We start from the raw sequence: 24,856 nt of genomic DNA, 5'->3' as shown, positions 1-24,856 counted from the left end.
GACCGAATTTCCCGCAATTCCGGACATTTCCGGGAATCAATTTCACTACAGCATTTCAGCGCATAACTGGCTTTAGAAACCGCCGGTTAGCCCAAAACGGGATTGGCATACTGCACCCGTCCAATTAAGTAGGCGGAGACATAGTTTTGGAAGACCGGTTTTCGCAAGGCAACACATGACAACAAATGCCCCCTCTGACACCAGAAGGTCTTTGCGCCCATTGACCCGGTTGCTGCCGTACCTGTTGAAGCACAAAGGCATGGTACTGGCCGCACTCGCTGCTCTTTTCTCCGCCGCGATCATCACATTGGTTCTTCCCGCTGCCGTCCGGCGCATGATCGACTTTGGCTTTGGTGCAGATGATCCAGCGCTGGTCAACTCCTACTTCGCTGTGCTGATCGGTGTGGTATGCGCCCTCGCCTGCGCCAGTTCTGTCCGATACTTTCTTGTCATGTGGCTGGGAGAACGGGTCGTGGCCGAAGTCAGGGCCGATGTGTTTGCTCACATGACCCGGCTGAGCCCTTCATTTTACGACAGCGCAAAGTCGGGCGAAATTCTGTCCCGGCTGACTGCAGACACAACCCAGATCAAAGCGGCCTTTGGCGCAAGCGCATCCCTGGCAATGCGGAACACAATCATGTTCACCGGCGCCTCGGTGATGATGGTGGTCACCAGTCCGCGCTTGTCGGTCATTGTGCTCGCAGCGATCCCGGTCATCCTCATCCCGATCATCGGGTTTGGCCGGAAGGTCAGAAAGCGCTCGCGTTTTGCGCAAGATATGCTGGCAGACGCTTCAGCCTATGCCGGGGAAATGCTCGGATCGGTTAGGACATTGCAAGCTTTCACGCACGAAAGCCGCAGCTCAGGGATCTACCGATCTGCTGTGGAAACGGCGTTTACCGCTGCGCGCCAGGCGATAACCGCCCGCGCCGCATTGACGGGATTTGCCATCCTCGTCATTGGCTCTTCCATCGTCGCGGTTCTCTGGATCGGCGCCAGTGACGTTTTTGCCGGACGCATGACCGGCGGTGAACTTAGCCAGTTCCTTTTGTATTCAATTCTTGCCGCGGGCTCATTGGCCGCTTTGTCCGAAGTCTGGGGCGAGCTGTCACAGGCAGCTGGTGCCGCTGAACGTCTCTCCGAACTTCTGGAGATCACGCCGGAGATCCGGGCCCCTCTCAATCCCATCCCCCTGCCGGACACACCACGGGGCGAAATTCGTTTCGAGGACATTTCATTCGCCTACCAAGCAGCAGGCAATCTACCCGTGGTGCAGGATCTGACCTTGACCATTGCTCCGGGAGAGAAAGTTGCGGTTGTTGGCCCCTCGGGCGCCGGCAAAAGTACGCTTTTCAGTCTGCTGATGCGGTTTTATGACCCGACATCCGGGGCCATTCGAATGAACGGCGTGGAACTGCGTGACCTCGACCCAGATGAACTTCGGCGCAACATCGCGCTGGTGCCGCAGGACACCGCTGTATTCGGCGCCAGCATCGCAGAGAACATTGCCTATGGTCTTCCTGATGCAAAACGTCAGGACATCATCAAAGCAGCCACGGCCGCCCTTGCCTCCCCTTTCATCGAAACTATGACAAATGGCTACGACACACTCGTCGGCGAACGCGGCATCACCTTGTCGGGCGGGCAACGCCAACGAATTGCAATTGCCCGTGCCGTGTTGAAACAGGCTCCTGTGCTGTTGCTTGACGAAGCAACCAGCGCCCTGGATGCCGAAAGCGAACAGCTCGTCCAAAAGGCTTTGGATCAATTGATGGAAGGGCGAACGACCCTGATCATTGCACACCGTTTGGCTACGGTGCTGAAAGCGGATCGTATCATCGTCATGGACGAGGGCCGGATCGTTGAAACCGGGACACATGAACAGTTGAGTGCGGCTCGCGGGCTTTATGCGAAACTCGCCAAATTGCAATTTGGCACCGTGAAGGAGCCGGAGCCGTCCGAACTCTGAGGGCGCACTTTACAATCTGCATTGCCCATTACTGAATAGATAGATCGAGATTGTAGCCAACAGTCTTGCCAGCATCCCGATCATTACCCATTAGATACACACGGATTGTGTAGACACCGGTTTCCGTCAAATCGACGGTCGCGCTGTTCCCATTGATTGAGCTGTTATAGACAGCTACGCCATCACTGCCCGGCGGCAGCACATTAAAATAAACGGTTCCGGTGCCGTTTGTGCCTGAAACCGTCAACTCTGCGAACATCTCCTGCCCGGCTGCAACATCAAGACGGTAATCGAAAAACTCATCACCGATGATTGTTCCGCTTACCATGGCGCCGTAATTGCCAGGGGCGAATTTCACATCAGAAGTGTTCTGTGCTGTCGCTGGCCACACAAGAAGCATGGACCAGACACACCACCAAAGAAGCTGTCTCATATTTGCCTCCCCTCTCAAAGCGCTGGCACTTCTGTCACGTCGAGCAAAGCGAACGCTCTCTTGACATGAAGACGCACCAACGCGGTGAAGTAAAGGCGGATGCTTCGATACTCAGTCGTCTTCTGGAACGGCCACGGTGTAATTCAGCGGCATCCGGCCACCATCTGCAAAAATTGTCTGACCCGTGACGTAACCAGCATCTTCAGAAGCAAGGAAGGCCGCCACACCTGCAATTTCTGATGGCTCCCCGATACGCAGCATTGGCGTGCGGGACATGATCCGGTTCTTCGCAGCCGGGTCGCTGTTCACGGAGGCAAGCATCTCGGTCATGATTGAGCCGGGCCCGATCGCATTGACGCGGATACCATACTTCGCAAGAGACAGAGCCGTCGTTTTGGTCAGCTGTGTCATCCCGCCTTTGGAGACGCAATATGGGATCTGGTTCGGGATTGCGACCACGGAGTTGATCGATGACATGTTGATGATACAGCCTGGATCGCCGCCATTGTCGACCTTTTCAACCATGTGCCGGGCAACAGCCTGCGAACACAGGAAGGCCCCTTTCAGGTTGATCGACAGGACCTTGTCAAAGTCGTCTTCTTCCAGGTCAAGGAATTCGGCGCCGACAACAATGCCGGCATTGTTGACCAGAACATCAATGTCGCCATAGGCGTTCAGCGTTTCGGCAACCATGTTACGGACGTCCAACCGCTCCGCAACATTGCAATGGATGTACATGGCAGAGCCGAGGCCACTGAGATCTTCAACAGCCGCTTCGCCAGCCTCATCATCAACGTCGGCAATCACAACCTTTGCGCCGTCCATGACAAAACGCTTGGCAACAGCAAAACCGATACCTCGGGCTGCGCCAGTTACGATGGCGACTTTATTTTCTAAAGACACGGAAAACCTCACGGCTGTGCTAACAAAAACACCGCCGCAAATGCGACGGGCCGCGTCGCGGCGGCCCGACCATAAGTCCGAAAATTACGTCTGTCGATGCCTCTGGAACACCTCCAGCTGCGTCACCTTTCCCGCTTATGCGGAAATCCCATGTGATTTCAGTGCGTCGGTGATTTCATCGAGGATTGCCGGGTCGTCAATCGTTGCCGGCATCTTGTACTCTTCCCCGTCAGCGATCTGACGCATCGTCCCGCGCAGGATCTTGCCAGACCGCGTCTTTGGCAATCGGTCAACCGTAATGGCGATCTTGAAGGCCGCAACAGGGCCGATTTTTTCGCGCACCAGCTTGATCAGTTCTTTTTCGATATCCGCATGCTCGCGATCGACACCCGCTTTCAGGACAACAAAGCCGCACGGCAACTGGCCTTTCAATTTGTCGGCAATCCCGATCACCGCACATTCAGCAACATCCTGATGGGTGGCAAGCACTTCTTCCATTCCGCCAGTCGACAAGCGGTGCCCGGCAACGTTGATGATGTCGTCCGTCCGCGCCATGATTGAAAGATACCCGTCATCATCAATCACGCCAGCATCCGCGGTCTTGTAGTACCCTGGGAATTCGGCCAGATACGCATCAAAGAAACGCTTGTCCGCATTCCAAAGAGTTGGCAGAGCGCCCGGAGGCAACGGCAGCTTTACAACGATATTGCCGAGGGTGTTTGCTTCCAGAGGGTGTCCCGCATCATCCAGGATCTGGACGTCATATCCAGGCATCGGAACCGTGGGTGACCCCGGCTTGACCGGAAGCGCCCCGAGCCCGAGCGGGTTGCCAACGATGCACCAACCCGTCTCTGTCTGCCACCAGTGGTCAATGACCGGCACCTGCAACTGATCAATCGCCCAGTTCACCGTCTCCGGATCGGCGCGCTCTCCTGCAAGGAACAAAGAGCGGTAGGTCGACAGATCGTATTTCTTGATCAGCTCACCGTTCGGGTCTTCCTTACGAATCGCCCGGAACGCAGTAGGTGCGGTGAAAAGGGACGCAACGCTGTGTTCGGAGATCACACGCCAGAAGGTACCTGCATCCGGCGTTCCCACAGGTTTGCCCTCAAAAACAATCGTGGTGCAGCCGTGAAGAAGCGGTGCGTACGCGATGTAACTGTGGCCCACGACCCACCCCACGTCTGATGCTGCCCAGAAAACTTCGCCGGGCTGAATGTCATAGAGGTTCGACATGGACCACTTGAGCGCGACCATATGGCCACCATTGTCACGAACCACGCCCTTCGGCTGCCCGGTGGTGCCTGAAGTGTAGAGGATATAGAGCGGATCGGTCGCCTTGACCGGCACCGGCGGCACACGGCGGCCAGCAGCAACCGCATCTTCCATCAGCTTGCCAAGATCATGGTCCCTGCCCTCTACCAGCGAAGCAATTTCTGCCTCACGTTGATAAACGAACACGCTGTCAGGCTTGTGTGTGGACAGCCCGATAGCGTCGTCAATCAGCGGCTTGTAGGAAATGACCCTTCCCGGCTCGATCCCGCAGGACGCTGCGATAATCGTTTTCGGGGTCGCATCATTGATCCGGGTGGCAAGTTCATTGGCCGCAAAGCCACCAAACACCACAGAGTGGATCACGCCAAGACGTGCGCAGGCCAGCATCGCCATGACCGCTTGCGGGATCATAGGCATGTAGATAATTGCCCGATCCCCCTTTTCCAGTCCGTTGTCCTGAAGGACCGCCGACAGCGCTTCAACCTCTTCCAGCAGCTCAGCGTATGTATAAGTTGCTTGAGCTCCAGTGATCGGGCTGTCGTATATCAGCGCCGGCTGGCCGGGCCGGCCGCGCTCCACATGACGGTCCAGGCAATTGTAGCAGGTATTGCATTCCCAATCCGGAAACCAGCGGCCAAATTGACCTTGATCGGGATCGAAGACCTTGTCTGTCGTGCTGATCCAGTCAATCTCGGAAGCGGCATTTTTCCAAAACCCCATCGGATCGGAATGCCAGCCTTGATAAACGTCATGATACCGGCTTGCCATCGTCTTCCTCCCAAACAGCAGCACTCATCGATTTTCGCGAGTGTGTTGCAAGTATGGTTTGAAAAGCAAGTGTCACTGACTTAGCAATTCGATGAGCGGACCTTTACGTAATCCCTCCGTCGTGCTTGTTTGCAGCGCCTTTTCCCACGTCATAACAGTGATTTTTGATGCTTCTCATCACCGACCCCTGGTTCTATGCAGCTGCTGTCCCTGCCGTCATCTGCGTCGGCTTGTCAAAGGGAGGGTTCGGTGGAACGTTCGCCATGCTTGGGGTTCCCATCATGTCGTTGGTGATTTCGCCGCTTCAGGCCGCCGGGATCATGTTGCCGATCCTGTTGGTGATGGATGCCGTTGCGTTGATGGCTTACAAAGGCAAAGCAGATTGGCGCAGCCTGGCTATTTTGCTCCCGGCAGCAATGGTCGGGATCGGTATCGGCTGGGGCACGGCTGCCTACGTGAATGATACATTCGTAACGCTGATGATCGGGGTGATCTCTCTGGCGTTTGTCGCCGACTATGTGTTCAAACGCAGAAAAGAGGCCGCAGCCCTTGGCCACAACATACCGAAAGGTTCTTTCTGGGGAGCAGTCGCCGGTTTTACCAGCTTCATCAGTCACACCGGTGGCCCGCCATTTCAGATGTATACGCTGCCTCTGAAACTCGCACCGATGTTGTTCGCTGGGACAGCGGTGATCTTCTTTGCCACCGTGAACGCGGTGAAGGTCATCCCTTATTTCTTTCTCGGGCAATTTGATACGACAAATTTAACCACATCAGCGGTTCTGTTCCCGGTCGCACTGGTTGCTACGCTGGCCGGTGTGCGTCTTGTCCGCATCATCAAGGCGGAAACGTTTTACACCATCATCTATGTTGTCATGGGTCTGATCGGCGCAAAATTGACGTATGACGGGCTCGCTGGACTGCTTGCCTGACCGCAGTACCACAAACGCCCTTTGTTGCATTGCTCCCAAAGACTTTTCCGGCTTTGATACCGGGCAAAGACGATTGGGAGGAAAATCATGGACGCGACAGTTAGCCCCTTTGCCAAAGGACTGGACAAGACTGACGCTAACTATGCAGCGCTGAGCCCCTTAAGCTTCTTGGCGCGGGCCGCAGATGTGTTTCCAGATCACACCGCGATCATTCATGGCAAACAGCGGACAGATTATCGGACATTCTACAAGCGCTCGAAACAACTGGCATCCGCACTGAGCAAACACGGCATTGGTAAAGAAGACACAGTCAGCGTGATGCTGTCGAATGTCCCGCCAATGCTTGAGGCTCACTATGGTGTGCCGATGACGAAAGCTGTCTTGCACTCCCTCAACACACGGCTTGATGCAGCGATCATCGCGTTCCAGCTCGATCACGCCAACTGCAAGGTGCTGATTACGGATCGCGAATATGCGCCCGTCATCAAGGAAGCGCTCGAACTGGCCACCGTCAAACCGACCGTGATCGATTATTCAGACCCCGAATTCCCGCAGGATGGCGAGCGTTTGGGGTCACTGGATTATGAGGATTTCCTTCAATCCGGGGACCCGGATTTCGCCTGGTCCCTCCCCGATGATGAATGGGATGCCATCACGCTGAACTACACGTCCGGCACCACAGGAAATCCCAAAGGTGTCGTGTACCACCATCGCGGAGCTTATCTGCTGGCCCAGGCGAACGTGATTACCGCTTCGATGGCCAAGCATCCTGTCTATCTTTGGACATTGCCCATGTTCCATTGCAATGGCTGGTGCTTTCCCTGGTCCCTATCCGTTGTCGCCGGAACGCATGTGTGTTTGCGTTGGGTCCGGCCAAAAGCCATGTGGGATCTGATCGCGGATGAAGGCGTGACCCACTTGTGCGGTGCGCCGATTATCATGTCGACACTCCTCAATGCCGGCGACGGCAAACGCGATCTGGACCGGGAGGTCGAGTTCTTCACCGCCGCAGCGCCCCCGCCTGAAAGCGTTCTGGCAGCGATGAAAACGGCCGGGTTCAACGTGACTCATCTCTATGGACTGACCGAGGTCTACGGCCCAGCGGTGGTCAATGACTGGAAAGGCGAATGGGATTCGCTGCCTCTTGAACAACAAGCTCAAAAGAAAGCGCGGCAAGGTGTTCGCTACGTTGCGCTGGAAGATCTGACGGTTCTCAACCCGGAGACCATGGAACCGGTTCCTGCCGATGGGCAGACCATTGGGGAGGTGATGTTCCGCGGCAATGTCGTGATGAAAGGGTATCTGAAAAACACGGAGGCAACGGATGAAGCCTTTAAGGGCGGCTGGTTCCATTCCGGCGATCTCGGTGTGATGCACCCGGACGGCTATATCCAATTGAAGGACCGGTCCAAGGACATCATTATTTCTGGCGGGGAAAACATCTCCTCTATCGAGGTCGAAGATGTCCTTTACAAACACCCGGACGTTCAGGCCGCGGCAGTCGTTGCCCGTCCGGACGAAAAATGGGGCGAGACCCCTTGCGCCTTCGTTGAGCTGAAACCGGGGTCAGACACGACAGAGACCGACCTGATGGCCTTTTGCAAAGAACATCTGGCAAGCTTCAAGTCTCCGAAGACGATTGTCTTCTGCGACCTGCCTAAAACATCGACCGGTAAAATCCAGAAGTTTGCACTCCGGGAGCAAGCCAAAGCCCTCTAAGAAGTTCATCTCCATGAATAAAAAACGCCGCGCAGATGGCGCGGCGTTGAATTTCCCGAAGTCCGTGCGATCAGTGGATCGTCACGTCTTTTCGTATTCGCTCAATCTCATCCTTGATCTTGAGTTTTTGCCGTTTCATGTCAGCCAATTTCAGGGAGTCCGTACTCGGATGTAACAGAGCGTCTTCGATCTTGCGTTCCATTTCCGCATGGCGGCGCTCAAGTTCTGCGAGATGTGACTGCATTGACATGGATAAACCTCCTGTCTGTTGGCTCAACGAAAGCATCGTGCCACACATTTTCAGGCGTTGTCGATTGCAGATTCTGCATACCGGAACCATTTTGCCGTCGTAGAACGGGTTCTCGCCACTATCCTTTAGAATTCCTAAATTCCGGCACATACTTAAGACACTAAAAACTATCGGTTTTTGATCATGACAGATTTGCCATCTCAGAAATTACGGCACACAAGAAAAAGTAGTCCGAAGGGCCCGGGCCCAATCCTTCGGTAAATAAACAGCAAAAACTGATGCTGTCTTGCCCGTACACCCAAAAATGGACTAGGACTAGGGACTGGTTCTGGGGGATTGAAGGCACGAATGGATACTGAGGCTTTGCGGGTGGAGCTTGCGCAGCTCCGTCAGGAACACAGGGATCTCGACGTCGCCGTAGAGGCATTGGCGGCCACGTCCAATCACGACGCTCTTCAACTTCAGCGCTTGAAGAAAAAGAAACTGATGATCAAGGACCGGATCATGGTTTTGGAAGATCAGCTGCGCCCCGACATTATTGCCTAATCTCGACACGTCAGTGCCAAACAGCCCTGCTTGACAGAGCTCCTTGATGTTTCGTCTGCATTGATGCTTGCGAAGCAGCGCTCCGTGCCTATACTCCGCGGCTCTTCCGGCCTCCCGCAACACTTGGAGTAGAGAATGGCGCAGGCAGACGTTGCAATTATTATGGGCAGTCAGTCCGACTGGCCGACCATGAAACACGCTGCCGACACGCTTGCCGAGCTTGGCATCTCCTTTGAAGCGCGCATTGTTTCCGCGCACCGGACGCCAGACCGCATGTATGAGTTTGCCAAGGGCGCCAAGGCCGAAGGTTTCAAGGTTATCATCGCTGGCGCCGGCGGAGCGGCTCACCTGCCCGGCATGACCGCAGCTTTGACACCTCTGCCCGTTTTCGGTGTTCCGGTCGAAAGCCGCGCGCTTTCCGGGGAGGATAGCCTCCTGTCGATCGTACAGATGCCCGGCGGCATCCCGGTTGGCACATTGGCAATCGGCAAGGCCGGAGCGACCAACGCGGCATTGTTGGCAGGCGCGGTCCTGGCCCTCAACAATTCTGATATCGAAGAAGCTCTCGACACGTACCGGGCCGGGCGTACTGCCGCAGTCGCAGAATACCCAGTCGACGACACCAATTAATCACCAGACGCAGGATAGGCTGCCATGAGCGCTTCCATTCGCCTTCAACCCGGTGACACGATCGGAATTCTTGGCGGCGGCCAGTTGGGCCGCATGCTGGCTCAGTCGGCTGCCAGCATGGGCCTCAAAACACACATTTTCTGTCCTGACCAGAACAGCCCTGCGTTTGATGTCAGCGCCCAACACACGATCGCAGCTTATGAGGACACAGCGGCGCTGGAAGCATTTGCTGACGTCGTGTCCGTCGTAACCTACGAGTTTGAAAATGTCCCTGGGCCCACCGCGCAGCATCTTGCGGGCAACGTCCCGGTTCGCCCCGGCGTCCGTGCTCTTGAAGTTTCCCAGGATCGCCTGTTTGAGAAAGAGTTTCTGAAAAATTCAGGTGTGGCGATTGCTGACTTTGCAGAAATCACCTCGCAAGCGGATGTCGAAACAGCCGTTCAAGACTTTGGCGGCCAAGGCGTCTTGAAAACCCGGCGGTTCGGATATGACGGTAAAGGCCAGACCATGATCCGTTCGCCTGAGGATATTGGCGGTGCATTCGAACGGATCGGCAACGCTCCTGCGGTTCTGGAAGCCCTCATTGGCTTTGACTGTGAAGTCTCGGTGATCGTCGCACGAGACTTGGACGGCAACAGCGCAAGTTATGACATTGCCCGAAACCATCACGAAAACCACATTCTGAAGACATCAACGGTTCCGGCTGGCGTTTCTGAGCAAACGCTGATGGCAGCCCGGCAAATGGCCGAACGGATCGTTTCAAGTCTCGACTATGTTGGCGTGATGGGCGTTGAGATGTTCCTTGTTCGCAACGGCGATACTGAAAAGCTGTTGGTAAACGAGATCGCGCCGCGCGTTCACAATTCAGGTCATTGGACCCAGGGCGCGTGTTTGACGTCCCAGTTTGATCAACACATTCGTGCGGTCGCCGGTTGGCCGCTTGGCCCTGTAGACCGTCATTCTGATGCCGTTATGGAAAATCTTATCGGGCGCGATGCCGAAGACTGGCATGGCATTCTCAAAGACCCGACGGCCCAACTGCACCTTTATGGCAAGGCCGAAATCAGGGATGGCCGCAAGATGGGGCATGTGAACCGGATCTCTCCAAAGACCCGCTGATCAATTGCGCTGAAGCAATCCGAGTCTTTCCCGGCGGGCAAAGCGGACGTTGGACAAGATCGCCACCGACAAGAGGCCGCCAGCAAGACCGCACCAGACCCCGACGCCACCCCAGCCGGCCAAAAATCCAAGGCCAAGCGAGAGGCTGATCCCGATGACCCAGTAGCCGAAGAGGGCGTAAAACAGCGGAATGGTCGTGTCTCCCAGCCCACGCAGATTGTTGACGCCGATAATCTGACCGCCGTCGGCTAGCTGAAAGAGTGCTGCAACCAGAATGAACGATACGCCGTAGGCGAGTACCTCTTGCGACTGCGGGTCGCTGAGATCCAGATAAAGTCCAACTAACGTCTCCGGCACCGTCCAGAACAGAACCGCGAACGCTCCCATAAAGGTCATCGTCACGCCGAGCGCCGTCCACCCGGCACGGCCAACACCTTCTTTGTCGCCGCGCCCATCAGCCAAGCTCACCCGGGTCATTGCAGCAACAGACAAGCCAACTGGGACCATGAACGTCAGGGAAGCGATCTGCAACGCGATGCCATGACCGGCAAGCGGAATCGTGCCCAACCATCCGATCATGATAGCAGATGCAGTGAACAATGATCCTTCAGCCACAATCGTGACCGCGATTGGCGTTCCCAACCGAACGATCTGGAAGAAAACGGGCCAGTCCGACCGCCAAATTCGGCCGAGGATGTGATACCGCCGCAGTCTCGGATGATAGAGCGCGTAAAAAAGCAGAAACAGGAACGTTGTCGTTGCGCTGAAAACGGAGGCAATACCCGCACCTATTAATTCCAAACGCGGAAAGCCGAACTCACCGAAGATCAGAACGTAATCAAGGGCGGCATTGACCAAGGCTCCGGCAATCGTTGCCCACAGGACGACCTGTGTACGTTCCATCACGGTCAAGAAGCCGCGAACAGCCATGATCAGAAGCGCCGGCAACATGGTCCATTGCAAGACGCCCATGTAAATGCCGGCGAGCCGGGCAAGTTCCGGATCCTGACCGAAGAGCAGGAGCAAGTCTTCAGTAAAAAAAAGAAGCACCCAGATCGGCAGGCAGTACAGAACCGAAACCCAAAACCCCATCCGGACCGCGCGGCGAAGATCCCGCGGTTGCCGCCGCCCACGGGCACGGGCTGCGAGGGGAATCACCGCCTGAAGGAGACCCATGCCGAAAAACCAGAGCAGCATGTAAAAATTGAAAGCCAATACCGACGCGGCCAGCTCTTCGGCGCCCAACCGGCCGATCATCAATACATCAGTTGTGTTGATAGCCATTTGCGCCAACTGCGCACCAGCCAAGGGCAACCCAAGCGAAAGGGTTGGCAGAATATCGCTCTGCCACAAAGATTGTTTTGTCGTCGAATCAGGAGCCCCTGCAGCGCGCTGCGCCATTCGTCACTCCAAAGTATGGGCGGGAATTGAAAAACCACCTCTACTCGTCTAACTCACCGGTGTCCACCACGTTTCCGCCCTTGCCGGAGCGCTTGGAAATGACCAAATCACGGATTTGAGCCATTTCTTTTTCAAATCACTGTGGACTCAATCCCCGGCCTCTGGTAAACACCCGGCTCAAAGTGAGCGACGCGTCAGCGGCGATCCGGTTTCTGTACACTAGTGGATGCACTCTTGCGTTGACTGCATGTTGTTCAGAGCAGTCTCAAGGTCGTTTGACGAAACCTCGCTTCAATCATGGTCTTAATTCGCTGCGGAATTGACCGTAGCATATTAAAAACGGGAAAAAACGCGTGCAGGTTCTGGTTCGCGACAACAATGTCGATCAAGCGCTGAAGGCGCTCAAGAAAAAGATGCAGCGCGAAGGCATCTTCCGTGAAATGAAGCTTCGCGGTCACTTCGAGAAACCGTCTGAGAAAAAAGCGCGTGAGAAAGCAGAAGCTATCCGCCGCGCTCGCAAGCTGGCTCGCAAGCGGGCGCAGCGCGAAGGTCTTCTGCCGGGCAAATCCGCTCGCCGCTAATCCCGGCTTGAGCGTGCTGCTGGCAGCGAGCTTTCTGCAAACCATATCTGCCGAGAGGCCGGCCGTAAGATCGGTCGGCTTTTTGGCGTTTGTCGGGGATACCCGCTCCGCCGTGGATGGCAGCGGACTTAAGAGCCATATTACCGCCTAATTGGAGGCAGATGAACGGCATGTCCATTGGCTTGACTAAGATGAGTTCCATGCGCCGGATCAGGAATTTTCTGCCACACGCCGCCCTTTTCGGGATGGTCACGCTCTTGGGTGCCTGCCAGGGCAGCGGGGTCTATCAAGGTGTGCCGGTCAACTCGTCTGCAGGGTCTTCGACGAACATCGCCTCCCTGACATCCGTGATTGAAGCCAACCCGTCTGATGCCAACGCTTACAGCACACGTGGCATTGCCTACGGCCAGGCGGGAAAACTCGACAACGCGATCGAAGACTTCAATCGGGCCCTGCAACTCAATCCGCAGTCTTTCCAGACATACGCCAACCGGGCTTTGGTCTACCGCCGGATGGGCCAAAACGATCTGGCCATTTCCGACTACACGCGGGCGATCAACATCAAGCCGGACTATGACGTCGCTTATGTCGGCCGCGGGAACATCTACCGTCAGCAGGGCAACTTTACAGCGGCTTTGAACGACTTCAACTCCGTGATTTCACGAGACAGCAGTGATGCTCGAGCGTTCTATAACCGCGGGCTAATCTATCAGGCACAGAACCAGAATCCGCGCGCCATCGAAGATTTCGCAACAGCGATCGGCCTTAACCCGAAAGCCAGCGCGCCTTACATTGCCCGGGGCATTTCCTATCTCGCTGTCAACGATCCGAATGCAGCGTTCTCTGACTTGTCCATGGCAGTCAATCTGGACCGCGATTCGTCCGTTGCCTGGGCAAACCGTGGGCTTGCTTTGGAAATGCTTGATAAGCCCAAAGACGCGCGGCGCAATTTTACCCGCGCGATGACCCTCGACAATTCGAACCAGATAGCACGAGACGGGTTGCGCCGGGTGGGCGGCGCATAACCGGCCGACGCATCTTAGCTCCTTTCTGATTGACCGGTCTCAAGGCGATCAATCGCAGAAACAATAGAGTGCCACCGTCTCCATTAGAATTCGGAGAGGTCAATGGCTATCGCAAAACGTATCGTGATTTTAGACGGGCACCCGGACCCTGTGCCTAACCATCTGTGCCACGCCCTTTCGGAAAGCTATCGAAACGGCGCTGTCGAAGCTGGTCACGATGCAACGTTAATTCGAATTGCCGATCTGGATTTCCCGATCCTCCAAACACCGTCCGACTTTCAAAACCAGCCAACGCCAGTCCCTTTGCATCCGGCCAGAGATCTCCTCCTGGCTGCGGACCATGTTGTGCTGGTGTATCCCCTTTGGCTCGGCACGTTGCCCGCCTACACGAAAGCCTTTCTGGAACAGATATTCCATTACGACACCGCCTTTGAGCGCGGTGCGGATGACGCTTGGCCTAAAGGGAAAATGAAGGGAAAGTCAGCACGAATTGTCGTGACGATGGGGATGCCCTCGCTCTTCTACCGCCTGTGGTACCGGGCCCATAGCCTGAAAAGCCTTGAGCGTAACATCTTTCGCTTCATCGGATTTTCGCACGTCAGGTCAACGCTATTCGGAATGGTTGAAGCTGCAGACGACACCAAAATCTCGAGCTGGAAACGAAAAATGAGTACCCTCGGACAAAAAGCTGCTTAGGGTATTTTGGAGTTCAAAACTCACAGAAAGCATCGAACGTGACGCGTTCTCCGCCGGTTGGGTGATGCAAGGTCAGACTTTCTGCATGCAAGCGCAAACGCGGCGAAACTGAAAGCGCGTCGCCAGTCGCATAAAACCGGTCACCAACAATCGGATGGCCGAGTGACAGCATGTGAACACGCAGCTGATGAGACCGGCCGGTAAACGGGAAAAGCCGAACACGCGTGGTCCGCTCGCTCCGCGCAATCACCTGCCATCTTGTCAAGGCCGGTTTGCCGTGTTCAAAGCTCACCATTTGCTTTGGGCGGTTCGGCCAGTCACAGATAAGCGGCAGATCGATTTCTCCAGCATCCTTCTTAATGTGACCCCAGACCTCTGCCACGTAGGTCTTTTCCGTTTTTCGCCGCTCAAACTGAAGACCAAGGTGTCGGTGAGCCTGAGCATTCATGGCCAGCACCATGACACCGGAGGTATCCATATCCAGCCGATGGACGACCCGCGCCTCTGCATAGGTTTGCTGCGCGCGGGCCTCGATGCAATCAGAATGCTCCAGGGCCTTACCTGGGACACTCAGCAGTCCGCTTGGCTTATCAACCACCAAAAGATCCGCATCCACGTGGAGAACGGTCAAAAACGGCTCTCTCGGCGGATCGTAGACAAAAGAAGCTGGGGCGGATTGGTTCATGCCCGGCTTATAGCGGGTTTTGCCAAAAACAAAAGGCGCGGCAAGTGCCGCGCCTTTCAGAACCCAAACCAGGTGGAACCGATCAAAGTGCCTTGACGATTTCCTCGGTCATTTTCTTGGCATCGCCGAACAGCATCATGGTCCGGTCGTTGAAGAACAGCTCGTTCTGAATGCCCGCATAACCGGAGGCCATGCCACGCTTGACGAAGAGGACGGTGCCCGCCTTGTCAACATCCAGGATCGGCATGCCATAAATCGGCGATTGCGGATCATCGCGAGCAGCCGGGTTGGTCACATCGTTCGCCCCGATCACGTAGACAACATCTGCCTGAGCAAATTCGGAGTTGATGTCTTCCAACTCGAACACTTCATCATACGGAACGTTCGCTTCGGCAAGAAGGACGTTCATGTGACCCGGCATACGGCCCGCAACGGGGTGGATGGCGTATTTGACTTCAACGCCCTCCTCCTTGAGCTGGTCGGCGAGCTCACGCAACGAGTGCTGTGCCTGAGCCACGGCCATACCGTAACCTGGAACAATGATCACCTTGGACGCGTTTTTCATGATGAAGGCCGCATCATCGGCAGCACCCTGTTTGACAGGACGCTCTTCGCCGTCATCGCCACCGGCGGCAGCTGTCTCGCCGCCGAAGCCGCCAAGGATAACGGAGATGAACGACCGGTTCATGCCCTTACACATGATGTAGGACAGGATCGCGCCTGAGGATCCGACCAGCGCACCGGTGATGATCAGCGCCATGTTCGACACCGTGAAACCAATGCCGGCCGCGGCCCACCCGGAGTAGGAGTTCAGCATGGACACGACCACCGGCATATCCGCGCCGCCGATCGGGATAATGATCAGGACACCGAAGATGAACGCTACGATCACCAAGGCCCAGAACACTGTCATGCTTTCCGAGCCGACCAGAATGATCGTCAGAACCACCATTCCAACTGCCAGTGCGATATTGATGGCATGCCGCATCGGCAACATGATCGGCTTGCCGGACATGCGGCCGTCGAGTTTCAAGAAGGCGATAACCGACCCGGTGAAGGTGATCGCACCAATTGCCGCGCCAATGGACGCTTCAACCATGGCCGAGGTGTAGATCTGACCCGGCGCGCCGATCCCGAATGCGCCGGGCGCATAGAGCGCACTGGCCGCAACGAACACCGCCGCAAGACCAACCAGCGAGTGAAAGGCTGCCACAAGCTGCGGCATGGCCGTCATCGGGATACGCTGCGCGATGTAGGCACCGAGGCCGCCACCGACACCGACACCGATCACGATCAGGAAGAACGATCCAGCGGTCAGGCCCGTTGCGAACAACGTTGTCAGAACCGCGATGGCCATCCCGACCATGCCGTAAGTGTTGCCCTGACGGGAGGTCTCCGGGCTGGACAGACCGCGAAGGGCCATGATGAACAAGACTGCGGATATGAGGTAGAGAACCGCCGTAAGATTAGCTGACATGGGTTCGGCCTCCTATCGCTGCTTTTTCTTGTACATTGCAAGCATTCGGCTGGTCACGAGGAACCCGCCAAATATGTTCACGCTAGCAAGGACAAGGGCCAGGAACCCAAAGACCCGCGCCATGTAGGCGCCATCGCTTTGGGTCAGGTCAACACCAACTGCCAGCAATGCACCAACGACGATAACCGATGAAATCGCGTTGGTGACCGCCATAAGCGGCGTGTGCAGAGCCGGTGTTACCGACCAAACCACGTAATATCCGACAAAGATCGCCAGGACGAAGACCGAAAACAGAAACACAAACGGTTCGATTGCACTCGTTGATGCTGCTTGAACGGCAACATCGGCAGCTCCGCCTGCGATCTGGTCCACATAACTTTGCGCTGCCGTTGCAGCTTCCTGCGCATTGGACGCGGCTTCCCTGGCTGCTTCCGCGGCCGCTTCTGCGCGTTCCAAGGCTTCGGTTTGAGACAAGTCGCTCATCACTCTCCCCCTTAGCTTTCCGCAGGAGCGAAGGCGGGATGAACCACCTTGCCATCGCGGGTCAATACGGTCGCCTGCAGCAGCTCGTCCTCGAAATCAGGTTTCAAGGCCTTGGCGTCCTTGTCGATCATGGTCTCAAGGAAAGCGATCAAGTTCTTGGCGTAAAGGGCAGAGGCGGATGCACCGATGCGGCCCGCCATGTTCAGGTGTCCGACCACCTTCACGCCCGCGACCGTTGCCACCTTGCCGGGTTTGGCGCCTTCCACGTTACCGCCGCGCTCAACTGCAAGATCGACAACGACAGCACCTGGACGCATGCTCTCCAGCATCGCCTTGCTGACCAGCTGCGGAGCCGGACGGCCCGGGATCAACGCTGTGGTGATCACGATGTCCTGCTTGGCGATATGGGCCGCGACGAGTTCAGCCTGCTTCTTCTGATATTCCTCAGACATCTGCTTGGCATATCCCCCAGCAGTTTCCGCCTGCTTGAACTCTTCGTCTTCAACGGCAACAAACTTTGCGCCGAGAGATTCAACCTGTTCCTTGGCAGCCGGCCGAACATCTGTTGCGGTGACAACCGCACCCAGCCGCCGCGCGGTCGCAATGGCCTGAAGACCGGCAACGCCAGCGCCCATAACGAAGACACGCGCCGCGGGAACAGTTCCTGCTGCGGTCATCATCATCGGCATGGCGCGATCATACTCGGCCGCTCCTTCAACGACAGCCTGATAACCTGCCAGGTTGGCTTGGGAGGAAAGGACGTCCATGACCTGCGCACGGGTGATGCGCGGCATGAATTCCATTGCGAAGGCGGTGATACCGGCTTTCGCCATGGCCTCAACATCCTTCTCGTTGCCATAAGGATCCATCGACGCCAGAACTAGCGCGCCTTTCTTCATGGCTCCGAGCTCATCTGCGGAAGGGCGGCGGACTTTCAACACCACGTCGGCGTCGCCAACCGTTGATGCATAGTCGGCCGCAATTTCCGCGCCAGCGTCTTTGTAATCCTGGTCGGGAATACGCGAAAGCTTGCCGGCGTCCTTCTCAACAACCACGGTTGCGCCGAAGCCGATCAGTTTCTTGATCGTGTCAGGCGTGGCGGACACACGTGTTTCAACCGCGTCGGTTTCGCGCGGTACAGCAATTTTCATATACCCCTCCCCAGGATTTGCGGCCCCGGGATCCGGGGCCAGAGCGTATGTCAGGTAAGGCTTAGACCAGCAGGATGCACAGAACGCCGGTCAGAGCAAATACGACTGTTGGCGGGACCCATCCCTTTTCGCCCAGCGCCATGCCGATGCCAGAGGCCACAAGCGTCGCGATGAGCATCAACCAACCGAAGACAACAGCAGAGGTGCCACCGAAGGCAAACAGGATCAGGCAAAGAACAATGTTCAAAACCGCGACGGTGCCGATCTTGGAGAAGTTGATGAACCCCTCGTAAGTGCTCTCGTGCGTTTCGTAGTCCATTGCCGGTGCAGTTTCGTCAGACATAAAGTCCCCCAAATAAATTCCTCATTCAGTGGTCTTCCTTACAATAAACCCTTGCCGCTCGGCAATCTTTTGCATTGCAAATTCGAAGGAAGCATAGCAGCAATTCCGTTTACGTAAACGGGATATATATCCGACTTTCGAGTTAAACCTGCAAGCCAACAACGATAGCGACCACTCCTAAGCAGCCCGTCCAGCCTCAAGAAGGCCCGCAGCTTCAAGCGCAGTTTCCTGCCGATTGCGAACTGTACTTGCTTCAAATCCGTCAATTTGCTCATTGAACAGTTGAAAGAAATTCAACTCTGCCCGCAGGTGCAAAAAGACACCACCCAGGCCGATTGCGGCCCTGTCCATGAAAACGAACTCCTGCGGCACTGTGACAGGGCCGAGTTCTTTCAGCGCAGAGTGCACTCGGAACGCTTCCTTCCGGCCGTATTCAGCCGCCGAAACGCCATCTGCGATCGACCGGACACGATCCGTGAGAAGCGGACCGTAAATGAAGCGGGCCCAGATGTTCAGGACCTCAATGACTTCCTTTTTTAGGTTTTGAAATCCCCAGCGTTCGTATGCGGCAACCACACGATCATTGTCCTCTTCCAAAAGCCCTTTGTAGAGTTCAACAACGCCCTCAACAAAAGCGTTCGGGAAGATCCGGATGCAGCCATAGTCCAGAAGGTTGATCCCGGAGGGCACGCCATCTTCCTCAAACACCGTGTAATTGCCCAAATGTGGATCACCATGGATCACACCGTAATGGCTGAAAGGATGCCACCATGCGTGAAACATCGTCTTTGCCAACCGATTTCGATCCTCTTGATCATGCTCTTTGAAATCAAGTAATGGCCGCCCGTGCAGCCAGTTCATCGTCAAGAGCCGCTTGGTGGACAGATCCGGTACAACGTCGGGAACACGGACATGCGGCGCATCCTCGAGGATTTGCTTGTAGAGCCCGATGTGGCCGGCCTCGCGGCCATAGTCGAGCTCCTCGCGAACGCGGGCACTGATTTCTTTCGCTATTTCGCTGGTATCAATTGCCGGCTTCATACGCCGGTGTAGTGAAAACAGCATTTGCAGTTGCTTGAGATCAGCCTCTACTGCGGATGCCATATCCGGATACTGAAGTTTACAGGCCAGAACACGGCCGTCGTGTCCAGCGGCGCGATGCACTTGGCCAAGCGATGCGGCAGCAGCCGGTTCGCGTTCAAAACTTTCAAAACGTTTTTCCCAGCCGGCCCCAAGCTCAGCCCGCATGCGCCGTTTGACAAATGCCCATCCCATAGGGGGCGCACTGGCCTGAAGCTTGGCAAGTTCGGTGGTGTATTCCGGCGGCAGTGCATCGGGTATCGTGGATAGAAGTTGCGCCACCTTCATCAGCGGACCTTTGAGCCCTCCCAAGGCAGCAGCCAGTTCGGAAGCGTTCTTGCCATTATCGAGATCCATGCCCAGCAGTTTCGCGCCGGCAACTTTGGCAGCAATGCCACCAACGTTGGTGCCGACCCGCGCATATCGGCCCATACGTGCGCTGAAGCGGTTGCTTTCCCGATCCTTGTCCTGAGGCATGTGCCCAGATGCTCCTTACCGAACGAAACGTTTCTATTGACCGGTACATATAAAATTGCCCGCCAACTTCCAGTCCAGAGGCTCAGAAACGACGATCTGTCACATCACTCCGGCTTCAGAAATGGAGAGTTCAGTGAGCGCGCGCGCCAGTTCATCCCGAGCATTGGCCAACCCTTTGTATCGCAGCTGGTCCGGATCCAGCGCCATCAACTGCGTTCTGAGTTGCCCGGCCAACTGCCCCCGTTCTGGATGTCCCTCCAGTGCGCGCAACGGATCATGATGGATCTTGATCGTGAAGATAATGTCCCCACTTCCCGGCAAGCGGCGCAGAGTTTGCCGTTCAACTCTAAGGAAGAGGCGCGACAGGGCCGGCTCGCCATCCCGCATATCGATGCGATGGGGCTTTGGATTGTAGAGCTCATCATCCGGGTAAATCGACCAGTTGAAGCGGCACACAAATTGGCCCACCTTCAGGTTCTCGAAGAGGCGAGCGACCATTAGGCCCATGCGCGCGCCATTAAAACGCGGGACCGTCTCGTGAATTGCACTCATGGATTTCGAGAACTTCTCGGCCAGTGACCAGGAAGACGGAAAACTCAGGCTGGCCGCCGCCAACCTGTAGCCGTCTGGCCCCTGACGCATCAGAACCAAGTCTTCTTGGACAAGGCGCGCGGCTGTCAGAAGGGCTGGCTCGTTGGAAAGGTCGACGACCGCCCCCCGATCCGCAATCACCACACGACCAGCCTCAAATTTGTGGGTCTTGCCGTGATACTGCTTCAGGTTTTCAACGATAAGCGCAAGCACTTCCCGCTGCGCCTCTTCCGTGCCGTCCTCAGCGCGGAAAACAGCATCACGGCGCTCGGATACCAAGCGGTCCTTCTCAGCCAGATGCGGAACAAGGAAAGCATCCGGCTCGAGCCATTCCCCTTCGTCGATCGGCTTTAGACCGACCGTGAATGGATGGCTGGAGCCGTCATAGGGAGTATGCTGAAACCGGAAATCTTCCTTGGACATCAAAGCAGACCGTTGCTCAGGCCTGATCCAGAGTTTCCAGCTCATCGATCAAACGTTCGATGACGGACAGACCTTTCTTCCAGAAATCAGGATCGGTTGCATCGAGACCAAATGGCTTCAACAATTCGGAATGATGCTTGGTGCCTCCAGCTTTCAGGAGATCGAAATACTTCTCCTGAAACCCAGTCTCAGCTTCCTCGTAAACCGCATAAAGCGAGTTCACGAGGCAATCCCCGAAGGCGTAGGCATAAACGTAGAAGGGTGAATGGATGAAATGAGGGATGTAAGTCCAGAAAGTCTCATAGCCGTCATTGAGCTTAATCGCAGGACCGAGGCTCTCCCCCTGCACCGACAACCAGAGTTCTCCGATCTTGTCCGCGGTCAGCTCACCATTACGCCGTTCCGTGTGAACCTTCCGCTCAAAAGTGTAAAACGCGATTTGCCGGACGACCGTGTTGATCATGTCTTCGGCCTTGGAGGCGAGCATGACTTTTTTGGTTTTCGGGTCTTCCGCTTTCGCAAGGAGAGACTTGAAGGTCAGCATTTCACCAAAGACGCTCGCTGTTTCCGCAAGTGTCAGCGGAGTGGGCGCCATGAGCGGACCATTCGGACCTGCGAGCACCTGGTGAACGCCATGCCCGAGTTCATGAGCCAGGGTCATGACATCCCGAACTTTGCCCTGGTAATTGACCAAAACATAGGGATGCGCGCTCGGCACAGTTGGATGGGCGAATGCACCTGGCGCCTTGCCGGACCGCGCCGGGGCATCGATCCAGCCTTTGTCGAAGAAGCGGCTCGCAATCTCCGCCATGTCCGGGGAGAAGGTGTTATAGGCAGAAAGCACGGTGTCCTTGGCCTCAGCCCACGGAATGATCCGCGTATCGGCATCGGGAAGCGGAGCGTTTCGGTCCCAGGTGTTGAGTTGATCAACACCAAGCCACTTTGCCTTGAGTTTGTAGTACCGGTGCGAAAGCCGCGGATAGGCCTCTCGGACTGCGGATACCATTGCGTCAACGACTTCACGCTCGACACGATTGGCCAGGTGCCGGCTATCGGCAATATCGGAGAAGTTCCGCCACCGGTCGGAAATCTCCTTGTCCTTGGCCAAGGTGTTTGTAATCAGTGCAAAGGTGCTGAGATTCTGGGAAAACGTCTCGGTGAGCGCCTTTGACGCTTCTTCCCGCCTTTCAGGTGAAGGGTCGGTCAACAAATTCAGGGTCTGCTCGACCGGCAGCTCTTCGCCTGCAACATTGAAGGTCAACCGCGCCATCGTCTCATCGAAAAGGCGGTTCCAGGCACTGCTGCCAGTGACCGACTTTTCATGAAAAAGCTGCTCGACCCGGTCTTCCAGCTGGTACGGCTTGTCCTTACGAAGATCCTCGATCCAGGGCCGGTAGTGGGAGAGATGTGCATCCTCTAAAGCGGCATCGACCACAGCATCCTCGATCCGGTTCAGTTCCAGGCTGAAAAACAGCAAATGCGAGCTTGCCGTCGTAATTTGCTCTTGAACATCACCGTAGAACTTTTGCGCAGCCGCATCTGTTGTGTTGCCCGCATAGACCAAACCGGCAAAAGAGATCAGGCGGCCCATGAGGTCTTCCAGATCTTCATATGCGCGGATGGCTGTCACCAAAGCCGCAACATTGTTTGCCGCCAAATCAGCAAGCCGCCCCTTGTAGGACGCCTCGAAAGTCTTTGCGCGATCGAGTGATTCCTTAAGATCAGAGGTGACTTTCGGTGCGTCGACGGACGGATAGAGGTCCGTCAGATCCCAAACGGGGAGATCGCCAAGCTCTGCTGTTCCTGAGGCGGCAGGCGCAAAATTTGGGCTCAAAATGGGCATTTCATACTCCGGAAAACGGCGGAACGATTGGTTGCTCCGATGGGATATTTAGAGAATTTGTAGGCCCTAGCCACATGCAGCTGCAATCGAAAAACAGCATCTTTTTTCAATTGGGCTGGAGAATTTGTTTACCGCTTTACGACCAGAATGGCCCGAAACGAGACACCTTGACGAGTTCGAAGGCACCTGATGCAAGCACTCAGCGGCAAAATTCTCATTGTTGACGACGATCCAATTCAGCGCCGGCTCCTGCAGGAAGCCGTGCACAAATTTGGTTACAGATCCAAAACTGCCGAAAACGGCGCGGAAGCTGTGCGGATCATGACCGGCCCAGAAGCCAGCGAAATCGATCTGATCATCCTCGATATGGTGATGCCGGAACTTGACGGTCTCGGCGTGCTGGAGCGCCTGCGCTCAGACAAGATTTCCACTCCCGTGATCGTTCAAACAGCTCATGGCGGCATCGACACGGTTGTTTCGGTGATGAATGCCGGTGCACAGGATTTTGCAGTAAAGCCGGTCGCACCTGAGCGGCTGAATGTCTCGATCCGAAACCTCCTGAAAACGTCCGCCCTGGAAGGTGAAATCACCCGGATCCAGAAGAAGGCTTCCGGGACCCTGACCTTTACCGACATCATCACCCATTCGCCGGCAATGGAGAGGGTGATTAATCTGGGCAAGCGGGCTGCTGCCTCCAACATCCCCATTCTAATCGAAGGGGAGAGCGGTGTTGGTAAGGAAATGATCGCAAGCGCGATCCAAGGATCCAGTGACCGCAAGTCAAAACCTTTGATCACGGTCAACTGCGGTGCCATCCCCGACAATTTGGTGGAATCAATCCTTTTCGGCCACGAGAAAGGCGCTTTCACGGGCGCGGTCGACAAGCATGTCGGCAAATTTCAGGAAGCACATGGCGGCACCCTTTTTTTAGATGAAGTGGGTGAATTGCCACAAGATGTGCAGGTCAAGCTGCTCCGCGCCATACAGGAAAACGAGATTGATCCGATCGGGTCCCGCCGGCCGGTCAAAGTGGATTTCAGACTCATCTCTGCAACGAATCGCAGACTCATTGACCAAGTCAAAGACGGTGCGTTCCGTGAAGACCTTTACTACCGCCTGAACGTTTTCCCCATTTGGATCCCGCCATTGCGAGACCGTCGGGAAGACATCCCAGCCCTCGTGCGGCATTTTTTGGCACGCTTTGCGGCTGAAGAAGGTAAGCCCCAAGTGTCTGGTGTTGCCCAAGACGCATTGGCCATGCTGCAGGAGTACGCTTGGCCCGGCAACATTCGGCAATTGCAGAACACCGTCTTCCGGGCCGTTGTCTTGTGTGATGGAGCTCAACTGACCATCGACGATTTTCCGCAAGTTGCAGCCGCAATCGAGCACCCTGGCAGCCAGTCCGGCGTTGTCCACCCAAGCGCTTCAGCCCCATTTGCCGCAGTTCCGCAAGACCCGGCTGCTAGTGCGCCACCGCCACCTGCCCAACAAGGTGCGCCGACAGCAACGACCACCTCAACACCGGCCGGATTTGAAGGCTCAGCACCCTTTGGCTTCATGCGGAACCTTGACCCAGAAGGACATGTCAGAAAACTGACTGATATTGAGGAAGAGCTGATCAGGGCCGCCATCAAACACTATTCCGGGCGTATGACAGAAGTTGCCAAGCGACTGGGCATTGGCCGCTCCACCCTCTATCGCAAGCTCAAAGAATACGGTTTGGACGATGGTGGCACGGATGCAGCTGCCTAATTTCAGGACACTTTAAGGCGCCCACTCGGCTTTGGCCGATTTTTGGACACATTCGGGCGGTACGGGATGCCCTTGGGTTATTGCGCGCAATCCGTTGCGGATAACCGCCCAACAAGTTGCAATATTACCACGATTTCTGCAGAACTGAGATTAGGGTAAAAACTTCTTAACCTGCGGCATGTAAAACTCGGGTTCTGCTGGGGAGCACGGGATGGGTGCAAGCCACCACAAAACGGCGGGATAGAAATTGCGTAAACGGTCTGTTGGTTTCGACGCCGTCGCCTGGATGAAACGCGCCGCGATT

At 55.8% G+C, this 24,856-nt stretch carries 23 protein-coding genes; 10 read left to right on the top strand and 13 right to left on the bottom strand.

Features of this window, described 5'->3' with window-relative positions; all coding sequences use genetic code 11:
* Nucleotides 1–175: 175 nt before the first annotated feature.
* Nucleotides 176–1,969, top strand: coding sequence for an ABC transporter transmembrane domain-containing protein (locus tag AC0J4F_RS08195; RefSeq protein ID WP_473025932.1), 1,794 nt, complete (start codon nt 176–178; stop codon nt 1,967–1,969).
* Between the two features lie 28 nt (nt 1,970–1,997).
* Here AC0J4F_RS08195 and AC0J4F_RS08190 read toward each other — a convergent pair whose 3' ends face one another.
* The 3 genes from AC0J4F_RS08190 to AC0J4F_RS08180 form a co-directional block, all read right to left on the bottom strand.
* Nucleotides 1,998–2,402 (bottom strand): hypothetical protein, encoded by a 405-nt coding sequence (locus tag AC0J4F_RS08190; protein ID WP_473025931.1) that lies wholly within the window; start codon nt 2,400–2,402, stop codon nt 1,998–2,000.
* A 111-nt stretch (nt 2,403–2,513) separates the two neighbouring features.
* Entirely contained in the window at nt 2,514–3,305 is a 792-nt protein-coding gene (locus AC0J4F_RS08185) for an SDR family NAD(P)-dependent oxidoreductase (RefSeq protein WP_473025930.1), read from the bottom strand.
* A gap of 135 nt (nt 3,306–3,440) precedes the next feature.
* Complete coding sequence (locus tag AC0J4F_RS08180) at nt 3,441–5,348, bottom strand: propionyl-CoA synthetase (protein WP_133951393.1); 1,908 nt, start codon at nt 5,346–5,348, stop codon at nt 3,441–3,443.
* A 167-nt stretch (nt 5,349–5,515) separates the two neighbouring features.
* Between AC0J4F_RS08180 and AC0J4F_RS08175 the strand changes: the two genes are divergently transcribed.
* Both AC0J4F_RS08175 and AC0J4F_RS08170 read left to right on the top strand, forming a co-directional pair.
* A complete protein-coding gene (locus tag AC0J4F_RS08175) occupies nt 5,516–6,280 on the top strand; it encodes a sulfite exporter TauE/SafE family protein (protein ID WP_133951391.1) in 765 nt (254 codons plus the stop codon).
* A gap of 87 nt (nt 6,281–6,367) precedes the next feature.
* Nucleotides 6,368–7,999: an acyl-CoA synthetase gene (locus AC0J4F_RS08170; protein ID WP_422021035.1), complete on the top strand. Its 1,632-nt coding sequence runs from the start codon at nt 6,368–6,370 to the stop codon at nt 7,997–7,999.
* 70 nt (nt 8,000–8,069) lie between these two features.
* Here the strand turns inward: AC0J4F_RS08170 and AC0J4F_RS08165 are convergent, their stop codons facing one another.
* The gene (locus AC0J4F_RS08165) at nt 8,070–8,249 is read right to left on the bottom strand and encodes a YdcH family protein (RefSeq protein ID WP_133951387.1); all 180 of its coding nucleotides are present in this window, start codon (nt 8,247–8,249) and stop codon (nt 8,070–8,072) included.
* Between the two features lie 348 nt (nt 8,250–8,597).
* Between AC0J4F_RS08165 and AC0J4F_RS08160 the strand changes: the two genes are divergently transcribed.
* From AC0J4F_RS08160 to AC0J4F_RS08150, 3 genes are all read left to right on the top strand, one after another.
* Nucleotides 8,598–8,795: a YdcH family protein gene (locus AC0J4F_RS08160; protein WP_133951385.1), complete on the top strand. Its 198-nt coding sequence runs from the start codon at nt 8,598–8,600 to the stop codon at nt 8,793–8,795.
* 135 nt (nt 8,796–8,930) lie between these two features.
* The gene (purE, locus tag AC0J4F_RS08155; RefSeq protein ID WP_209179864.1) at nt 8,931–9,425 is read left to right on the top strand and encodes a 5-(carboxyamino)imidazole ribonucleotide mutase; all 495 of its coding nucleotides are present in this window, start codon (nt 8,931–8,933) and stop codon (nt 9,423–9,425) included.
* Between the two features lie 24 nt (nt 9,426–9,449).
* Nucleotides 9,450–10,544 carry a 5-(carboxyamino)imidazole ribonucleotide synthase gene (locus AC0J4F_RS08150; protein ID WP_473025928.1) on the top strand — a complete coding sequence of 365 codons (1,095 nt, stop codon included), beginning with the start codon at nt 9,450–9,452 and terminating at the stop codon, nt 10,542–10,544.
* Here AC0J4F_RS08150 and AC0J4F_RS08145 read toward each other — a convergent pair whose 3' ends face one another.
* Complete coding sequence (locus tag AC0J4F_RS08145; protein ID WP_473025927.1) at nt 10,545–11,945, bottom strand: MATE family efflux transporter; 1,401 nt, start codon at nt 11,943–11,945, stop codon at nt 10,545–10,547.
* A gap of 353 nt (nt 11,946–12,298) precedes the next feature.
* Here AC0J4F_RS08145 and rpsU point away from each other — a divergent pair, with 353 nt between their 5' ends.
* The 3 genes from rpsU to AC0J4F_RS08130 all read left to right on the top strand — a co-directional run bounded on the left by rpsU (nt 12,299) and on the right by AC0J4F_RS08130 (nt 14,247).
* On the top strand, nt 12,299–12,526 hold the full coding sequence (gene rpsU / locus AC0J4F_RS08140; RefSeq protein ID WP_008188883.1) for a 30S ribosomal protein S21: 228 nt from the start codon (nt 12,299–12,301) through the stop codon (nt 12,524–12,526).
* A 161-nt stretch (nt 12,527–12,687) separates the two neighbouring features.
* Nucleotides 12,688–13,551 (top strand): tetratricopeptide repeat protein, encoded by an 864-nt coding sequence (locus AC0J4F_RS08135; RefSeq protein ID WP_209002511.1) that lies wholly within the window; start codon nt 12,688–12,690, stop codon nt 13,549–13,551.
* A gap of 102 nt (nt 13,552–13,653) precedes the next feature.
* A complete protein-coding gene (locus AC0J4F_RS08130) occupies nt 13,654–14,247 on the top strand; it encodes an NAD(P)H-dependent oxidoreductase (protein WP_286190084.1) in 594 nt (197 codons plus the stop codon).
* Nucleotides 14,248–14,260: 13 nt separating this feature from the next.
* Here the strand turns inward: AC0J4F_RS08130 and AC0J4F_RS08125 are convergent, their stop codons facing one another.
* The 8 genes from AC0J4F_RS08125 to AC0J4F_RS08090 form a co-directional block, all read right to left on the bottom strand.
* Entirely contained in the window at nt 14,261–14,932 is a 672-nt protein-coding gene (locus tag AC0J4F_RS08125) for a pseudouridine synthase (protein ID WP_473025926.1), read from the bottom strand.
* A gap of 82 nt (nt 14,933–15,014) precedes the next feature.
* Nucleotides 15,015–16,409: an NAD(P)(+) transhydrogenase (Re/Si-specific) subunit beta gene (locus tag AC0J4F_RS08120; RefSeq protein WP_473025925.1), complete on the bottom strand. Its 1,395-nt coding sequence runs from the start codon at nt 16,407–16,409 to the stop codon at nt 15,015–15,017.
* Between the two features lie 12 nt (nt 16,410–16,421).
* A complete protein-coding gene (locus tag AC0J4F_RS08115) occupies nt 16,422–16,892 on the bottom strand; it encodes a proton-translocating transhydrogenase family protein (RefSeq protein WP_008188999.1) in 471 nt (156 codons plus the stop codon).
* A gap of 11 nt (nt 16,893–16,903) precedes the next feature.
* Nucleotides 16,904–18,043: a Re/Si-specific NAD(P)(+) transhydrogenase subunit alpha gene (locus AC0J4F_RS08110; protein WP_133951371.1), complete on the bottom strand. Its 1,140-nt coding sequence runs from the start codon at nt 18,041–18,043 to the stop codon at nt 16,904–16,906.
* A gap of 61 nt (nt 18,044–18,104) precedes the next feature.
* Nucleotides 18,105–18,386, bottom strand: coding sequence for an aa3-type cytochrome c oxidase subunit IV (locus AC0J4F_RS08105; protein WP_008190938.1), 282 nt, complete (start codon nt 18,384–18,386; stop codon nt 18,105–18,107).
* Between the two features lie 177 nt (nt 18,387–18,563).
* Nucleotides 18,564–19,943 carry an ABC1 kinase family protein gene (locus tag AC0J4F_RS08100; protein ID WP_473025923.1) on the bottom strand — a complete coding sequence of 460 codons (1,380 nt, stop codon included), beginning with the start codon at nt 19,941–19,943 and terminating at the stop codon, nt 18,564–18,566.
* 99 nt (nt 19,944–20,042) lie between these two features.
* Nucleotides 20,043–20,957, bottom strand: a complete 915-nt coding sequence (locus AC0J4F_RS08095; protein ID WP_133951367.1) for a heme-dependent oxidative N-demethylase family protein — start codon at nt 20,955–20,957, stop codon at nt 20,043–20,045.
* 16 nt (nt 20,958–20,973) lie between these two features.
* Nucleotides 20,974–22,800 (bottom strand): M3 family oligoendopeptidase, encoded by a 1,827-nt coding sequence (locus tag AC0J4F_RS08090; protein WP_133951365.1) that lies wholly within the window; start codon nt 22,798–22,800, stop codon nt 20,974–20,976.
* A gap of 189 nt (nt 22,801–22,989) precedes the next feature.
* Here AC0J4F_RS08090 and AC0J4F_RS08085 point away from each other — a divergent pair, with 189 nt between their 5' ends.
* Complete coding sequence (locus tag AC0J4F_RS08085) at nt 22,990–24,552, top strand: sigma-54-dependent transcriptional regulator (protein WP_473025922.1); 1,563 nt, start codon at nt 22,990–22,992, stop codon at nt 24,550–24,552.
* Nucleotides 24,553–24,856 lie beyond the last annotated feature (304 nt).

This window comes from Roseibium sp. R5, from assembly GCF_055755305.1.
This window is presented reverse-complemented; position numbering and strand designations above follow the sequence as displayed.

Bases quoted from the DNA above. Each gene is read 5' to 3' on its own strand.
- AC0J4F_RS08095 (WP_133951367.1), bottom strand. From the start codon at position 20,957: ATGTCCAAGGAAGATTTCCGGTTTCAGCATACTCCCTATGACGGCTCC.
- AC0J4F_RS08195 (WP_473025932.1), top strand. From the start codon at position 176: ATGACAACAAATGCCCCCTCTGACACCAGAAGGTCTTTGCGCCCATTG.
- AC0J4F_RS08190 (WP_473025931.1), bottom strand. From the start codon at position 2,402: ATGAGACAGCTTCTTTGGTGGTGTGTCTGGTCCATGCTTCTTGTGTGG.
- AC0J4F_RS08150 (WP_473025928.1), top strand. From the start codon at position 9,450: ATGAGCGCTTCCATTCGCCTTCAACCCGGTGACACGATCGGAATTCTT.
- AC0J4F_RS08165 (WP_133951387.1), bottom strand. From the start codon at position 8,249: ATGTCAATGCAGTCACATCTCGCAGAACTTGAGCGCCGCCATGCGGAA.
- AC0J4F_RS08100 (WP_473025923.1), bottom strand. From the start codon at position 19,943: ATGCCTCAGGACAAGGATCGGGAAAGCAACCGCTTCAGCGCACGTATG.
- AC0J4F_RS08145 (WP_473025927.1), bottom strand. From the start codon at position 11,945: ATGGCGCAGCGCGCTGCAGGGGCTCCTGATTCGACGACAAAACAATCT.
- AC0J4F_RS08175 (WP_133951391.1), top strand. From the start codon at position 5,516: ATGCTTCTCATCACCGACCCCTGGTTCTATGCAGCTGCTGTCCCTGCC.
- AC0J4F_RS08170 (WP_422021035.1), top strand. From the start codon at position 6,368: ATGGACGCGACAGTTAGCCCCTTTGCCAAAGGACTGGACAAGACTGAC.
- AC0J4F_RS08105 (WP_008190938.1), bottom strand. From the start codon at position 18,386: ATGTCTGACGAAACTGCACCGGCAATGGACTACGAAACGCACGAGAGC.
- AC0J4F_RS08085 (WP_473025922.1), top strand. From the start codon at position 22,990: ATGCAAGCACTCAGCGGCAAAATTCTCATTGTTGACGACGATCCAATT.
- AC0J4F_RS08180 (WP_133951393.1), bottom strand. From the start codon at position 5,348: ATGGCAAGCCGGTATCATGACGTTTATCAAGGCTGGCATTCCGATCCG.
- AC0J4F_RS08090 (WP_133951365.1), bottom strand. From the start codon at position 22,800: ATGCCCATTTTGAGCCCAAATTTTGCGCCTGCCGCCTCAGGAACAGCA.
- AC0J4F_RS08120 (WP_473025925.1), bottom strand. From the start codon at position 16,409: ATGTCAGCTAATCTTACGGCGGTTCTCTACCTCATATCCGCAGTCTTG.
- AC0J4F_RS08110 (WP_133951371.1), bottom strand. From the start codon at position 18,043: ATGAAAATTGCTGTACCGCGCGAAACCGACGCGGTTGAAACACGTGTG.
- AC0J4F_RS08135 (WP_209002511.1), top strand. From the start codon at position 12,688: ATGAACGGCATGTCCATTGGCTTGACTAAGATGAGTTCCATGCGCCGG.
- AC0J4F_RS08125 (WP_473025926.1), bottom strand. From the start codon at position 14,932: ATGAACCAATCCGCCCCAGCTTCTTTTGTCTACGATCCGCCGAGAGAG.
- AC0J4F_RS08160 (WP_133951385.1), top strand. From the start codon at position 8,598: ATGGATACTGAGGCTTTGCGGGTGGAGCTTGCGCAGCTCCGTCAGGAA.
- AC0J4F_RS08130 (WP_286190084.1), top strand. From the start codon at position 13,654: ATGGCTATCGCAAAACGTATCGTGATTTTAGACGGGCACCCGGACCCT.
- AC0J4F_RS08115 (WP_008188999.1), bottom strand. From the start codon at position 16,892: ATGAGCGACTTGTCTCAAACCGAAGCCTTGGAACGCGCAGAAGCGGCC.
- purE (WP_209179864.1), top strand. From the start codon at position 8,931: ATGGCGCAGGCAGACGTTGCAATTATTATGGGCAGTCAGTCCGACTGG.